This is a genomic window from Archangium violaceum (assembly GCF_016887565.1).
Lineage (GTDB): Bacteria > Myxococcota > Myxococcia > Myxococcales > Myxococcaceae > Archangium > Archangium violaceum_B.
Genome location: NZ_CP069396.1, coordinates 12,295,695 through 12,308,752 on the forward strand (window position 1 = coordinate 12,295,695; position 13,058 = coordinate 12,308,752).

The window sequence follows — 13,058 nt, forward strand, 5'->3', positions numbered from 1 at the left end:
CGTCGCGGCTGTGCTCAGGCCGCCACCGCGGACACGAGCAGGTACTCCGCCTCCAACCGGACCGCTCCGCCGTCTGGCGCCGCCACGCGCTCGAGGGCCGTGAACAGCTCCCCAGCAAGGCCGCGCGCCGCGCCGGTGCACGGGACGGTGCAACCCCTTGGGAGCACACCCCTGCCCTGGCCGCCCTCGCTCGAGCAGAGAGGCAGGCAGTTGGGGCGTGTGGACAGCGGCTACGCCAGGGTAAGCACCACGCCCGCTGGAGTGGTCCCCGGGCCGGGGCCCGCTTCAGGGCCTGCGTGGCAAGTCCCAGGTGCTCCCCTATCGAGCGCACCCCAGCGCGGGCCGTCACATACCCCTGCACCTTTCGCCTGGCTCCACAGCCGGCGGTCACTTGGCGGCTTGCCGTCCCGCGCGCAGGACGGCCAGCCGCTTCGTACCGTCGAACACGACCGACACGCCCGGGAGGGTCCGGCCGAGCTCGCGCGCGAGCGTGGTCTTGCCCGCGCCCGCCTTGCCGCAGATGAAGTGGAGAGTCGCCATCGGGGGCGTCCTCTTTCCGTGGGTCTGAACGTACTGCTCTACTTTGCGTCGACCCGGCGGTGATGCAGCGCCATCGCGCCGGATGCGAGGCGCTTCGTCGAGAGGAGCTCGAGGCGCCGCGAGCGCTCGAGGCCCTGAAACAAGGTCGGGCCATGGCCGGCGAGAACCGGGTGGACGACGAAGCGATACTCATCGATGAGCCCCAGCCGCTCGAGCTCGGTCGCGAGCATGGGGCTGCCCACGAGGACGCCGCGCGGGGTCTTCTCCTTGAGCTGCGTCACGGCCTCGTGCAAATCCCCCGCGATGCGGAAGGTGTTGTTCCACGGAAAGTCGTGTCGCGAGGCCGAGACGACATACTTCGGCTTGGCATCCAGCTTCTGCGCCCACTCCCGCATCGCTCGGGGGGCCTTCTCGTCGCGCGCCACCGCCGGCCAGTAGCTCTCCATCATCTCGTAGGTGGTGCGCCCCCACAGCATCGCCCCGGCCGCGTCCATGAGCTGCGTGAAGTAGTCGTGCAGCTCGTCGTCCGCGATCCCCTCCCGATGGTCGCAGCACCCGTCCAAGGTCACGTTGAGCGCGAAGGTCAAGACCCCCATGGGATTCCTCCAGTCGTGATTGCAAACCGCAACCAGTTGCAAAATACTATCGGTAGACCTGTCGAGCAAGCCGGCACTTCGGCTCGGCTGCCCGGCGCAGGGTACGGGAGGTCAGAGGTCCTCGATAGCCCTGCGCGCGACCGCATTCGCCGCGGCGATCCTCCTCTTCGCGGTCGCGAGGGAGCAGTTGCACCTCGCCGCGACCTCCTGGAGAGATCTCTCCTCGACGTACCGGAGGACCCATGCGGTCCTCTCCTTCGCGGATCTCGATCTCCCGCCGGGTCAGCTGGCTGGACTCCTCACCCCCCTGTGGGAGACCTTCCTCGCCAGGCGCGCCACCGTGCGTGACCAGGAGGCGGCGCGGGAGCTGCGGTGGGCCTTCGAGGAGCTCCGCGACGCCCGTGTCGGTGACGGTGGCGAAGGTCGGCGCGGCCCTCGCGGCGCTGCGCTAGAAAGCACCGTACGCCCCTGGTGCTGTCTCCAATTTGCCGCGGTCAATGCGTCCCTATCGCCCTGCCGACACAAAGGCGTTCCGATCGGATGCCGTCGGCTCATCGGGCAGCGGACCCGGCTGCTGCGCCACGAAGCGCACGATCGCCTCGCGTGTCAGGCGTTGCCCACGCTCGTTGCCCCAGGGGATATGTCCAACACCCGGAATCAGGTGACTGCGGGCGATCCGGTAGACATCGAAGTACTCCATCGCCCGGCCGCGCGGGATATAGCTGCATTCGCCGAGCAGCAACAACACGGGAGAGGACATCCCCGTGAGGTCGGGCGTCGGGCTCCCCTGCGCCTCCCGGCTGATGCGGAAATTGGCCAACAGGTTGAATCGCTCTGGCTCGAATGCCTCGAGCAGCCCGGTATCGCCCTTGCAGAACGCGTTGGCTACCAACGCACGTTGCACGTCCGGCGTGTAATGGTTGATGAGCTCTTCCTGCGACACATAGCGCTGATCCGCCGGCAGCGCCAAGGCCAGCAACGCGCGCGGAGCCACGAGCCTGGTCAGCACCGCGGCGCTGGGCGGCCGCGCACCATCCGGCGCGCGCGTGGTCTTTTCCGCCATCATGGGGCTGGAGGAGAACGCCGCTCCGGGAATCTTGCCGGGCTCGGTCAACACGACGTACTTCACGCGATCGCGCACCTCGGCCCGCATCAGCGCGGAGGTGACCAACGTCGCGCCATACGATTGCCCCACCAGCACCACGGGTTTGTTGACGCGCTCGAGCACCGCCACGAGGTCGTTGACGTTGTTCTGGTGCGTGTAGGTGCGCGCATCGCCCAGGGGCGATCGGCCGGCGCCGAATTGGTCGTAGAGCACCACGTCGAAACCGTCGCGGGCGAATTCCGCGAAGAAGCGGCGCTCGAAGTCGCGCACGTAGGCGCCGGGCCCGCCGTGCACGAACACCAGCGCCAGGCCGTTGGCGGAAGCAGCATCGGCGGGCGGATACCGATAGACCGCCACCTTGCGAGCTGGCCCGGTCGGCCAAAGCTGCACCGTCGCGTCCGCCGGCAAGGAAGGCAGCACGGACGACGCCAGCGGGATCATCAGGTATCCCAAGGGCACCAGCGCCAGCAGCATCACCACGGCGCGCCTGACGCTTGTGCCACGCGACCGCTGCCGCCACCCGCGCCACCACAGCGCACCGGCCAGCACGATCGCGCACCCCAAGGCGACATAACCGCCACCTGCCCCTCGGCTGGCCCACATCGCCACGAAGAATGCGAGCCATACCGCGAGGATCCGCGGCAAGCCACCCAATGCGCGAACGAGCTTTTGAAAGATTCCCTTGATGCCGATACGCATGGACCTTCCCGACCGGATGTACAGCAGGATGTCTTCGAAACGCAGGTGCTCTGGGCTTGGACAAAGGCAGTGGCTGCGCCAGGGTTCATATCCCGTCACCCCGAGAGGGTGTCAAAGAACTCGAGCGACACGATTCGGCACGACACGTGGCGGGAAGGAGAAGAGAGGAAAGCGGGCCGAGAAGTCCCCCTGCCGCCAGCGCGCTGCTGCTTCTCGGAATGTCGAGACGAAAGCACGGTACTGCTCGCGCAACTCCCGCAGGGCCTGGCGCGTTGATGTGAGGTGGAGCGACTGCTGCGGGTGGTGCGTCACCGGGTGCTGCGCCTTCTGGACAAAAGAGGGACCCTCCCCGCACAAGGGCCCGAGGACGCGCTGCTGGCATACCAGGCGCACTCGCTACAGCAGCGGCTGCGCTGGCCGGAGGTGGACGTCCGGCCTCCTCCCAGCAAGCAACCCCGGTGTGCCTTCCTGGAGGGATTCTCCCTGCATGCCAACACGCACCTTCACGCGAACGACAGGCAGGGGCTGGAGCGGCTGTGCCGCCATGGAGCACGCGGAGCGTTGGCGCTGGAGCGTTTGTCACGAGCGGAGGACGGCCGCATCGCCTATCGGATGAAGCGCCCGCTGCCGAACGGAACCACGCACTTGCTCTTCACCGGGTTGGAGCTTTTACGGTGCGGAGGAAGCTACTTTCGGCGGTGTTTCCGCACTGATAGGGTCGGAGCTCAGCAACGAAGCGGACAGGGGGGGTCCATGCGTATCGTGCGAGATGCATTCCTGTGTGCGGTGCTGATCGGGGGCGGAGGCGTGGCTTGGGCGAAGGAGCCGCCGGAGTCGGCCAAGACGACCAGGCCAGCTGCCACCCCGACCTCGCCGGTGCTCGACCCATCGAAGGGGACGGAGGTGGGGATGGTGTTCGAGTCGTGGCTGACGCCGCACCAGGAAGGCGACGAGGAGGCGAACACGCCGTCGTCGGTGCCGAAGCAGTTCCGCTCGCAGACGCCGTCGCTGAGCCGGGCGGAGCGCGAGGCGGCGGGCCATCGCGGCCACGGTCAGCTCCGATTCAGCAAGGACCTGAGCCGCGCCTGGGTCGACGTGAAGATCGAAGGCGTCAACACGGCCGAGATCAACATGTTCCACATCCATTGCGGCAAGCCGGGCATCCTCGGGCCGATCCTCGTCGACTTCGCCGTCGCCACCGACCTCAAGAGCAACATCGCCGACGGCATGTTCTCGGTCGAGATCCGCAACGAGCACATCGTCAAGACGACGGAGCACGGCCACGGCAGCGTGATCGGCGCCTTCACCATGGGCTGCATCATCCCGAGCCCGTCGCTGTCCGGCGCGAAGCCGACCAAAGTGCTGACGGTGGCGGGGATGGCCCAGATGGCCCAGTCGGGCGACCTGTACTTCAACCTCCACACGACGGGGCAGACCTACTACGGCGACATCCGCGGCCAGCTCCTCCCGGCCGAAAAGGCCACCCGCTAGCTCGCCCGCGATGAGACTGGAGTGGCCCCTGTCTCCAAAATGTCTCCAAAACAGGAGGCGGGTTCGAATCCCGTCGGGGCCAACCTGGGAAGCCTGGCAATCTCAACGGAGGGCGGCTGGCAGGGGCCGCCCGAGCAGTGAGCCCCGTCGGTGGAGAGGCCGCGCAGCCCGCCCCGCTCCCCCAAGCGGGAGCGGAGGAGGCGAGCGTGGCGCCCCAGGCAGCGGCCAGCAAGGAGCGGATGAAGGAGAGGACGCCGCGAGTAGACTTTCGCCGAGTTGCTCAGGAGGATGTTCGACTTCGACGTGTTGGCCTGCGTGAGGTGTGGAGGCAGGCGGCGAGTGCTGGGGTACGTGAACGAGGCGGGAGGGGTGGGAGCGATTGTGGAGCACCTGGGCCTGCCCACGGCAGGTGCGAGGCTGGCCCCGGCGCACGGGCCCCTCCACGCCTCGTGGTGTTGAAGCTCAAGCCGCCAGCGCCAACAGAGCCAGGCCCCTGCCGCGCACCTCATGGGAGGGCGGCCTGGGCCAGCGTGTACCCCAAGGGGCAACGCGGCTTCTCCTCCCGCCTGGCTCACTGCTCGGGCGGGCCCCCGTCAGCGGCCCTCCTCGCCACCTCCGCTCCTGGCCGCCACCTCTCTACAGGGCTCCTATCCGTCCTATACTTGTGGCGTTCCTCCCCGACGGGCGCATGCTCGTGACGGAGAAGGCCGGACGGTTGCGTGTGGTGGAGAAGGGCCGCCTCCTGCCCGAGCCCATCCGCGGCACCCCGCAGGTCTGGTCCCGGGGGCAGGGCGGCCTGCTCGACGTCGCCGTGCATCCCGACTACGCGAAGAACGGGTGGATCTACCTCTCCTACAGTGACCCGGGCGCGAATGGCTCGGCCATGACGGCCATCGTCCGGGGCAAGCTGCGCGAGGGCCGGTTCGTGGAGCAGCAGTCGATCTTCCGCGCGCCCCCCCCAGGCTGTATCGCACCGCGGGTGTGCACTTCGGCTCGCGCTTCGTCTTCGACGGCAAGGGCCACCTGTTCTTCTCCATCGGCGAGCGGGGCCACAAGGAGGACGCGCAGGACCTGTCGAGGCCCAACGGCAAGGTGCACCGCCTCCACGAGGATGGGAGCATCCCGAAGGACAACCCGTTCGTCGGCCGCGAGGGCGCCCTGCCGAGCATCTGGAGCTATGGCAACCGCAACCCGCAGGGACTGGCGCGGCCCCCGGTGACCGGGGAGCTGTGGGAGACGGAGCATGGCCCCCGGGGCGGCGACGAGCTCAACCGCATCGAGCCCGGACTCAACTACGGCTGGCCGGTCATCACCTACGGCATGAACTACGACGGCACGCCGATGACGGACCGCACCGCGCAGGAGGGCATGCAGCAGCCCGTGCTGCACTGGACGCCTTCCATCGCCGTGTGCGCGGTGGACTTCTACACGGGCAGCCACTTCCCCCAGTGGAAGAACGAGCTGTTCGTGGGCGCGCTCGCGCAGCAGGAGGTGCGGCGCTTGAGGCTCAAGGGCGGCAAGGTGGTGCACCAGGAGGTGCTGTTCAAGGACGTGGGCCGGGTGCGCGACGTGGTGAGCGGTCCGGATGGCTACCTCTACGTCGCCTTCAACGGACCGGATCGCATCGCGCGGCTGGTGCCGGCGCCCGCGGTCGAGCCCGCCTCCGGCAAGGCCCCGGGCGCGAAGCCTTGAGCGGACGCACCATCAGGTGCTTCGGGGCCTTCTTTTTCGGCCGTCGCAGCGCGAGGCAATCTCCCATTTGAAGGCCACCGGTGCATCGGCCGCATACGTTTGCAGTAGTTATTGTCAAAGAGTCGTGAGAGCCTTGCGAAGCTTCACAACCTGGAGGGCACATGCGAGGAATCATCAGGGTCGTGTTGTCTGCGTGCTTGCTGGTGGGCTGTGGTGGTGTCGAAGCAGACATGGATGCCGAGCCGCTCGGTATAGAGCAGCCGGGTGCCCATGAGACAGGCGAGGTCCGTGCCGCGGTGTTGCTCTACTGCCACGAATTGGAGGGTAGCGCCTGCCCAGCGGCTGGAGCCAACCCACGGACGTGCAAGATCGGGGATGTCGGTCACCAAGTGTGCTATTGCGACGAGGGTGTCTCGTATTGGCGTTGTTACTGAGCACCCCGCCCTGAGCTCAGCGGAAGCTGACGCCCACGGAGCTGACCACGTCGTTCCAGGGGCCGCTTGCCCCATTCAAAAGCCCAGCAATCTCCACGGGTTGCTGGGCTTTTTCTCGGCTTTCGTATCGGGGACGCAACCTCGGTCCCCCAAAGTCCGAGAATTCTTCATGTCCAATAGGATTGGTCCCAGAGCTGTCATCCTGAAGGCCGGTTCTCACGGTCCGGCGGTGCGCAAACTCGAGAACGAGCTGAAGGAGCGCGGGCTGCTCAAAGGTCCCGTCGACGGTCACTACGATCAGCGGACGACCGAAGCGGTGAAGCGCTTCGAGCGCCACAACGACCGCAAGGTGGACGGGAAGGTCGGCAGCTGGATCTGGAACAAGCTCAACCTCAGCGATCGCTTCGACGGGCCCAAGGGAAACCCGGACGGCGGCCAGGTGGACGGCGGCAATTCGGGCAATGGAACCAGCGCGCCGAACAACGCGGGTGACACCGGCAAGACCGGGACGTTCCGGACGGTGACCGCCAACATCAAGTCCAACCCGGAGATGCCGCAGCACCAGGTCCTCCACGACGTGCGCAAGGCCGCGGCGCAGGGAGATCTGATCGGCTGGCAGGAGATCTCTCCCCCCCGGTACTTCGACGCCATCAAGAGCCTCGGCAAGGAGTGGGGCCACTACATGCCGAAGGATGGCAACCTCCGCATCCCGAATCCCATCTCCTGGAAGAAGTCCGAGTGGGACCTCCAGGACGCGGGCTTCAAGCGCACCCACAACGGCAAGGCCAAGGTGTCGCCGCACCGGTACATCACCTGGGCGAAGCTGAAGAACAAGGAGACCGGTGAAGAGGTCGTGCGGATCAACACCCACCTCGTCTCCGGCGCCTGGACGAAGTCCAAGTTGGGCCGCCCGACCACCCCCTGGCGGCAGGAGATGTGGAAGAAGCACATGGCGCAGCTCGACGCGATGGTCGAGCGCTTCGAGAAGCAGGGGTGCAAGGTCGTGGTGGGCGGTGACTTCAACCGCAACCACTACAAGGTGCTCGGCAACGACGTGGTCTACGACAACAAGCTCCACGTCGGGACCCACGGCAGCAGCACGCTCGATTACCTGATGCACACCCGGGACCGGGAGTTGAAGCACGTCCGGACGCAGTACGAGCGCGGCCTCCACTCCGACCACGACGCGGTCGTGGCGACCTACCGGCTCAAGTAGTCCGAGGAGAGGCAGGTCATCGAGCCGCCGAGAGGGTGTCAAAGGACTCGACACGCGGGACTCAAGCCCCGGAACGAGACTGGGTATCCCTACGAATCCCCAAGTCTTTCCAAGGACTTGAAGCTGGCTCACCGAATGCATTGGGCCTGGCGACTCGTTCGGCCACTTCGCCGCCTGGATGCGCGGCTCGCCATTCGGCGACGAAGCGGCGGGTCATGTTGCGCGAGATGGACTGGTCACCGCGCGGCCTGGTCTCGACGATGAGAAGCTTGGACATTAGAGGTTTCCTGTCGGTTGCATTTCGTCAACCTAAACGCCGCCTCTCCCTTGCGGGAGTGATTAAATCATGATGATCTCCATCGGCGTGGATGATGGAGCATGATTGGTAACCTCACTCTGGATCAACTGCGTGTCCTCGTGACGATTGCCGACACGGGCAGCTTTTCCGCTGCTGGCCGCAAGCTCCGCCGTGCGCAATCGGCGATCAGCCAGGCCGTGGCGACGCTCGAGGACATGCAGGGGGTGTTGCTCTTCGACCGGAGCGGTCACCGACCGCAGCTGACCGAGATCGGGCGCGTGCTCGTCGAGCAGGCGCGGCTGGTGCTGGCGAGCGCGACCCGGTTCGAAGCGGTGGCGGCAAGCACGCGCGCGGGGCTGGAGCCCGAACTCGCGCTCGCGATCGATCCCCTGGTGCCGACGGCGCCGCTGATCGAAAGTCTGCGCGCGCTCAGCGGCACCTTTCCCGCTCTTCCGGTCAGCTTCTCGACGGAGGGGCTCGGCGGTTCGTTGCGGCGCCTGCGCAACGGCTCGGCCGCCTTGGCGATCTGCCTGCTCCTACCTGCCGTTCCCGACGATATCGTCGCCTACCCGCTGCTCCGGATCGGGTTGCTGCCCGTGGCGGCGCCCGCGCATCCGCTCGCTTCGCTCGGGCGGTCGGCTACGCGGGCTGACCTGGAGCCGCACGTCCAGCTCGTGCTCACGGATCCAGTCGAGCCCGGCGGCGAGAATTATGGGCTTCTAAGCGCGAGACTATGGCGCTTCGTCGATCTTGGACGGCGTCTCGACTTCCTGCTTGCCGGCTTCGGGTGGTGTCGCATGCCCGAGCATCTCGTCGCCGAACCGATCGCTGCCGGCCGGCTGACGCTGCTCCACATCGATCAGGATACGACTCCGCGCGACGGGCTGACGATCTATGCGGCCCACAGACGTGATCGAATGCTCGGTCCCGCCGGGCGCTGGCTGCTCGAGGACCTGAGACGCCGCCTTGAGATCGAGCGAGCCCCTGGCGCTCGACCTGAAGCTCGCCATCGGTAATGGGGGTCGCTCATCCGGGAGGGTGCCGCGCCATGCTCCTATACGCCTCAATTCTCCGGGGAGAGCATTTCGGAGGGGAAGGTGTTTGGGTCCGCAGGATTGACGCCCGACTTCATCAACGCCTTGACGTGTTCGCTGCTGGCATCGCACAAGGGAATGCCCGTCGAGGAGCGGACGATGAATGTCTTCCAGGCCAGCAGCGCACCATCCGACATCTTCCGGGCTTGGAGCACGAAGTCACCCTGTTTGTCGGGTGCCGCCGTCTTGTCGGTTGAGTTGCGCGTGTCGCGTACGCCACGCGTGTTGTAGAGCGCCTGGGTGCTCAGGATGTCGTCGTTGAGCGAGTCCTCGAAGTAGAGTTGAGACGTCACGCTCTCGGTGCCCGCGATCCTGATGGTGAAATGGATATGCACGGTCCGGCTCTTGTACCAGCCAGGAAAGCAGGTATTGAAATCCACCCGGCCCTCGTCGTTCGTTGTCTGCACACCCCGGAACCAATGCGCGGCTCGCGCCTTCTCGTCATGGGGATTGCAGAGCGGGTGCTGATCGTCGCCTGAATAGACGCCCTCGGGTCCAGCATGCCAGATGTCCACGCTCGCCCCCGGAACGGGCTTGCAGGTCTCATCCAATATCCGGAACGCGAGCCGCACGGGCAGCCCCGCGTGACCCTCGCTGATGTCCTTGCGCACCTTCGTGCTCCCATAGCAGGGGCCCACGACCTGCTCGCACGTCAGCTTGCACGCCGCTCCCACCTGGGAAGTGAAGGGATTGGGGTAGGCACTGGCGCCGGTCATCGCGGCGGTTCCTCCGGTGGCCCAGCCCTTCCCCACCTGCTTCGCGGGTTGCTTCGCCCACGCCAGGAAGCGGGTAAGGGGAAGCGCCACCACCGCCAGACCCATCGCGCCGAGCAGCCCCCGGCGCGTCATGCTTTTTGTTTTCGTGCTCATCTGCATTTCGTCAATCTAAACGCCGCCTCTCCCCCACGGGAGTGATTAAATCATGATGATCTCCATCGGCGTGGATGATGGAGCATGATGGGCAACCTCACTCTGGATCAACTGCGCGTCCTCGTGACGATTGCCGACACGGGCAGCTTTCTTCCTACGGAGCTAGCCTCTTGGTTTTCGGTTCTGCATCCGATTGAAGGCAGCAGCGAGGTGATCGAATACCGCTCTCACGCGTGGCACCCGTGACAGGTTCTCATGCGTCACGATCCAGGTTTCCAGCACGTGGACGACAAAATCAGGCAGCACTCGGATCAGGCGCGGATCGGCATTGCCCAGCGGCACATGGCAGACCGCGATCCCAACGCCGGCACGCGCCGCCGCCAGCTGCGACGGGTGACTATCGGTGCGCAGAACGTACCGGTTCGGCTTGAATTGGGGACCGAGGCTTGCAGCGAGGGCCAGATCAACTTGATTGCGGTCCGGCCCGATCAGATCGTGGTGCTCAAGGTCATCGACGTTTTCCGGCACGCCGCGCCGGGCGACGTAATCGGGCGAGGCGAAAAGGCCGAGTGGAATCGCCGCGACCTTCCGGGCCACGAGCGCGTTCTGCTTGGGCGTCACCGTTCTCACCGCCAGATCGACTTCATGCGCCAGGATATCCGCTTGGGCGTTGCTGAGCGATAGTTCGATCCGCAGCGCCGGATGTTGCTCGCGCAGCGTCTGCAACATGGCAGGGATCACTTCGACCCCCATGATATCGGGCACGCTGATGCGAACGGTTCCGGCGATCGTGCCGTGAGGCGCCGATGCCTGGCGCACGAAGAGGTCGGACGCCATGGCCATTGTGCGGGCAGCGTCCCGCAGCGCCTCAGCTGTTTCCGTCGGGGTCAGCCCATTGACCGAGCGGGTAAACAGGACTGTGCCCAGATCGTGCTCCAACGCCTCGAGCCGCGCCCGCACTGTCGGGTGCGAAAGGCCGAGACTGCGTGCCGCACCGGACAGGCTGCCGGTCTCCAACACGGCGAGAAAGACGCGTTGATCGTCCCACGAGATCGTTGTGCTCATAAAAAACCTTACAGCTGCTGTAGGTTGAGTGCAATTCCGTTTCAGCCCGTCGTGGCCCATCTTCGTCTCATCGCAATGCAAACGCGATGGAGCGCGATCATGGAAACCAACAAAACAGCCCTTGTTCTTGGCGCAACCGGCGGAATAGGCGGAGCCATTGCCGGCGCGCTACTGCGCCATGGGTGGAAGGTTCGCGGCATGGCCCGCGACGCCGCGGCGGCTCACAAGCAGAACCAACAGATAGAGTGGCTCAAGGGCGATGCGATGCGCCGCGCGGACGTGGTCGATCATGCCCGTGGCGTTTCGGTGATCGTCCATGCGGTCAACCCGCCGAACTATGCCAACTGGGACAAGCTCGTGCTGCCGATGATCGACAACACGATTGCCGCCGCCCAGGTGGCTGGTGGCGCGCGCATTCTCCTGCCGGGTACGATCTACAATTTCGATCCTGCCCGGACGCCGGTGATCGATGCAAGCACGCCGCAGCAGCCATGCAGCCGCAAGGGAGCCATCCGTGTGGAGCTGGAACGCCGGTTGGAACAGGCCGCCCCTGAGGTCCCCTCGCTGATCCTGCGGGCTGGCGACTTCTTTGGTCCCGGCGCACGCGCGAGTTGGTTCGCCCAGGCCATGGTGACGCCTGGAAAGCCGGTGCACCGGCTCACCGAGCTTACCCGCGGTGGTGGCCATAGCTGGGCCTATCTCCCGGACCTGGCAGAGGCCGCAGCGCGTCTGCTCGATGAAAGCGAAAAGCTTCAACCCTTCGAGCGGGTGCAATTCGAAGGGTATTACGACCAGAGTGGCACCGGCCTCGTCGAGGCCGTCTCCCGTGTCGTCGGACGAAAGGTTGCCACGCGGCACTTCCCGTGGTGGGTGATGGCGCTGCTTTCGCCGTTCCGTGGCTTCCCGCGCGAAGCGGCCGAGATCGCCCAGTATTGGCGCTATCCGATCCGACTGGACAATCGCCGCCTCACCGAGCTGATCGGACCCGAGCCGCGCACGGGCCTCGACGCCGCCGTGCGGACAAGCCTGGTCCATCTCGGCTGCCTGCCGGAGAACGCCGTCAACGTACTTTCCGTGGCCTGACCGTCTCGCCCAAGACTTCCGAGCTTCAACCCGCAGTACAACGGAGATATCGATGAACAGAATAGCTGGCCTTGCCAAGATCCTACTTCTCGCCATCCTCGCGATTTGTCATGTCCAATGCCAGGACCAGGACGTGTCCAGCATCCGAACGGAAATCAATCCGAACGCAGCAACCCTCGCGCGCACCGAACTGCTCATCGACGCACCGCCGAAGGCTGTTTGGTCGGTGTTGACCGATATCGACCGCTGGACCGAGTGGATGCCCGAATTTGCTTCGGCGCGGCTCGAAGGACCCCTCGCACCCGGTTCGGTGATCTTTTGGGAACCTCAGGGCCAGGTGGTGGAGTCTCGTCTCGTTGTAGTGGAAGCCGAGCGCCGGTTGATCTGGAATGGCACGGATGGCGCCGTTCATGTGTGGAAGCTGGTCCCGACGGGCAACGGCACGCTTCTGCGCAACGAAGAATCCATCGACGAATGGAAGCTTGCCGGACAGGGCGACGGAAGCGCAATTCTCACCGAGTCCCTCAATGTATGGAACAGTCGCATTGCCGAGCGGGTGACCCAGCAAATCGATAAAAATCTTTGATCAATCCCAGGTGCTCTGGAGACCAAGTCAGTTGAAGCAGGGGCGGTTGGCCGGACCGTCCCAGGACATTGGAGCAGATCACCTCAGCGCTCGCGCGTGCGGTGTCCCGGCTGTGCGGCGTGGACCTGCCCGAGGAGTCCCTCCGGGCGGATGCCGTGGCGCCGTACCTGCGCATCACGCTCCGGGTGCTCGACGAGCGGGGAAAGGAGCTCGCGCACCTGGTGCTGCTCGAGACATCCTCCGCCGCCGACGCGGTGACGCGCACCGGGGTCCGCCGGCTCCTGATGCTC

The 13,058-nt window shown here is 65.8% G+C and carries 12 protein-coding genes, 1 tRNA gene and 3 pseudogenes; 9 read left to right on the top strand and 7 right to left on the bottom strand.

Annotated features, from left to right (window positions below):
- Window positions 1-14: 14 nt before the first annotated feature.
- The 5 genes and pseudogenes from JRI60_RS49080 to JRI60_RS49100 all read right to left on the bottom strand — a co-directional run bounded on the left by JRI60_RS49080 (window position 15) and on the right by JRI60_RS49100 (window position 2,940).
- Window positions 15-167, bottom strand: a complete 153-nt coding sequence (locus tag JRI60_RS49080; protein ID WP_204223015.1) for a hypothetical protein — start codon at window positions 165-167, stop codon at window positions 15-17.
- Window positions 168-387: 220 nt separating this feature from the next.
- A complete protein-coding gene (locus JRI60_RS49085; protein WP_204223017.1) occupies window positions 388-540 on the bottom strand; it encodes a hypothetical protein in 153 nt (50 codons plus the stop codon).
- A 38-nt stretch (window positions 541-578) separates the two neighbouring features.
- A complete protein-coding gene (locus tag JRI60_RS49090; protein ID WP_204223019.1) occupies window positions 579-1,136 on the bottom strand; it encodes a dihydrofolate reductase family protein in 558 nt (185 codons plus the stop codon).
- 111 nt (window positions 1,137-1,247) lie between these two features.
- Window positions 1,248-1,343 (bottom strand): annotated as a pseudogene (locus JRI60_RS55280) (hypothetical protein); the annotation flags it as partial.
- 298 nt (window positions 1,344-1,641) lie between these two features.
- On the bottom strand, window positions 1,642-2,940 hold the full coding sequence (locus JRI60_RS49100; protein ID WP_204223021.1) for an alpha/beta fold hydrolase: 1,299 nt from the start codon (window positions 2,938-2,940) through the stop codon (window positions 1,642-1,644).
- A gap of 423 nt (window positions 2,941-3,363) precedes the next feature.
- On the opposite strand from JRI60_RS49100, the pseudogene JRI60_RS55005 reads away from it, so the two are divergent.
- The 7 genes and pseudogenes from JRI60_RS55005 to JRI60_RS49125 all read left to right on the top strand — a co-directional run.
- A pseudogene (locus JRI60_RS55005) lies at window positions 3,364-3,555 on the top strand (transposase); the annotation flags it as partial.
- Between the two features lie 138 nt (window positions 3,556-3,693).
- The gene (locus tag JRI60_RS54140) at window positions 3,694-4,431 is read left to right on the top strand and encodes a CHRD domain-containing protein (RefSeq protein WP_239470923.1); all 738 of its coding nucleotides are present in this window, start codon (window positions 3,694-3,696) and stop codon (window positions 4,429-4,431) included.
- A tRNA-OTHER gene (locus JRI60_RS49110) sits at window positions 4,419-4,513 on the top strand. The genes JRI60_RS54140 and JRI60_RS49110 overlap by 13 nt, the downstream gene beginning before the upstream one ends.
- 606 nt (window positions 4,514-5,119) lie before the next feature.
- Window positions 5,120-5,329: pseudogene (locus JRI60_RS55285) on the top strand (PQQ-dependent sugar dehydrogenase); the annotation flags it as partial.
- An 83-nt stretch (window positions 5,330-5,412) separates the two neighbouring features.
- A complete protein-coding gene (locus JRI60_RS49115; RefSeq protein WP_204223025.1) occupies window positions 5,413-6,123 on the top strand; it encodes a PQQ-dependent sugar dehydrogenase in 711 nt (236 codons plus the stop codon).
- Between the two features lie 663 nt (window positions 6,124-6,786).
- On the top strand, window positions 6,787-7,773 hold the full coding sequence (locus JRI60_RS49120) for a peptidoglycan-binding protein (RefSeq protein ID WP_204223026.1): 987 nt from the start codon (window positions 6,787-6,789) through the stop codon (window positions 7,771-7,773).
- A gap of 378 nt (window positions 7,774-8,151) precedes the next feature.
- Window positions 8,152-9,087, top strand: coding sequence for a LysR family transcriptional regulator (locus JRI60_RS49125; RefSeq protein ID WP_239470185.1), 936 nt, complete (start codon window positions 8,152-8,154; stop codon window positions 9,085-9,087).
- Between the two features lie 47 nt (window positions 9,088-9,134).
- Here JRI60_RS49125 and JRI60_RS49130 read toward each other — a convergent pair whose 3' ends face one another.
- The gene (locus tag JRI60_RS49130; RefSeq protein WP_239470186.1) at window positions 9,135-10,013 is read right to left on the bottom strand and encodes a protocatechuate 3,4-dioxygenase; all 879 of its coding nucleotides are present in this window, start codon (window positions 10,011-10,013) and stop codon (window positions 9,135-9,137) included.
- 183 nt (window positions 10,014-10,196) lie between these two features.
- Complete coding sequence (locus JRI60_RS49135; RefSeq protein WP_204223029.1) at window positions 10,197-11,099, bottom strand: LysR family transcriptional regulator; 903 nt, start codon at window positions 11,097-11,099, stop codon at window positions 10,197-10,199.
- A gap of 99 nt (window positions 11,100-11,198) precedes the next feature.
- Between JRI60_RS49135 and JRI60_RS49140 the strand changes: the two genes are divergently transcribed.
- Entirely contained in the window at window positions 11,199-12,182 is a 984-nt protein-coding gene (locus JRI60_RS49140; protein WP_204223030.1) for an SDR family NAD(P)-dependent oxidoreductase, read from the top strand.
- Between the two features lie 52 nt (window positions 12,183-12,234).
- The gene (locus JRI60_RS49145) at window positions 12,235-12,768 is read left to right on the top strand and encodes an SRPBCC family protein (RefSeq protein ID WP_204223031.1); all 534 of its coding nucleotides are present in this window, start codon (window positions 12,235-12,237) and stop codon (window positions 12,766-12,768) included.
- The last annotated feature ends 290 nt before the right edge of the window (window positions 12,769-13,058 follow it).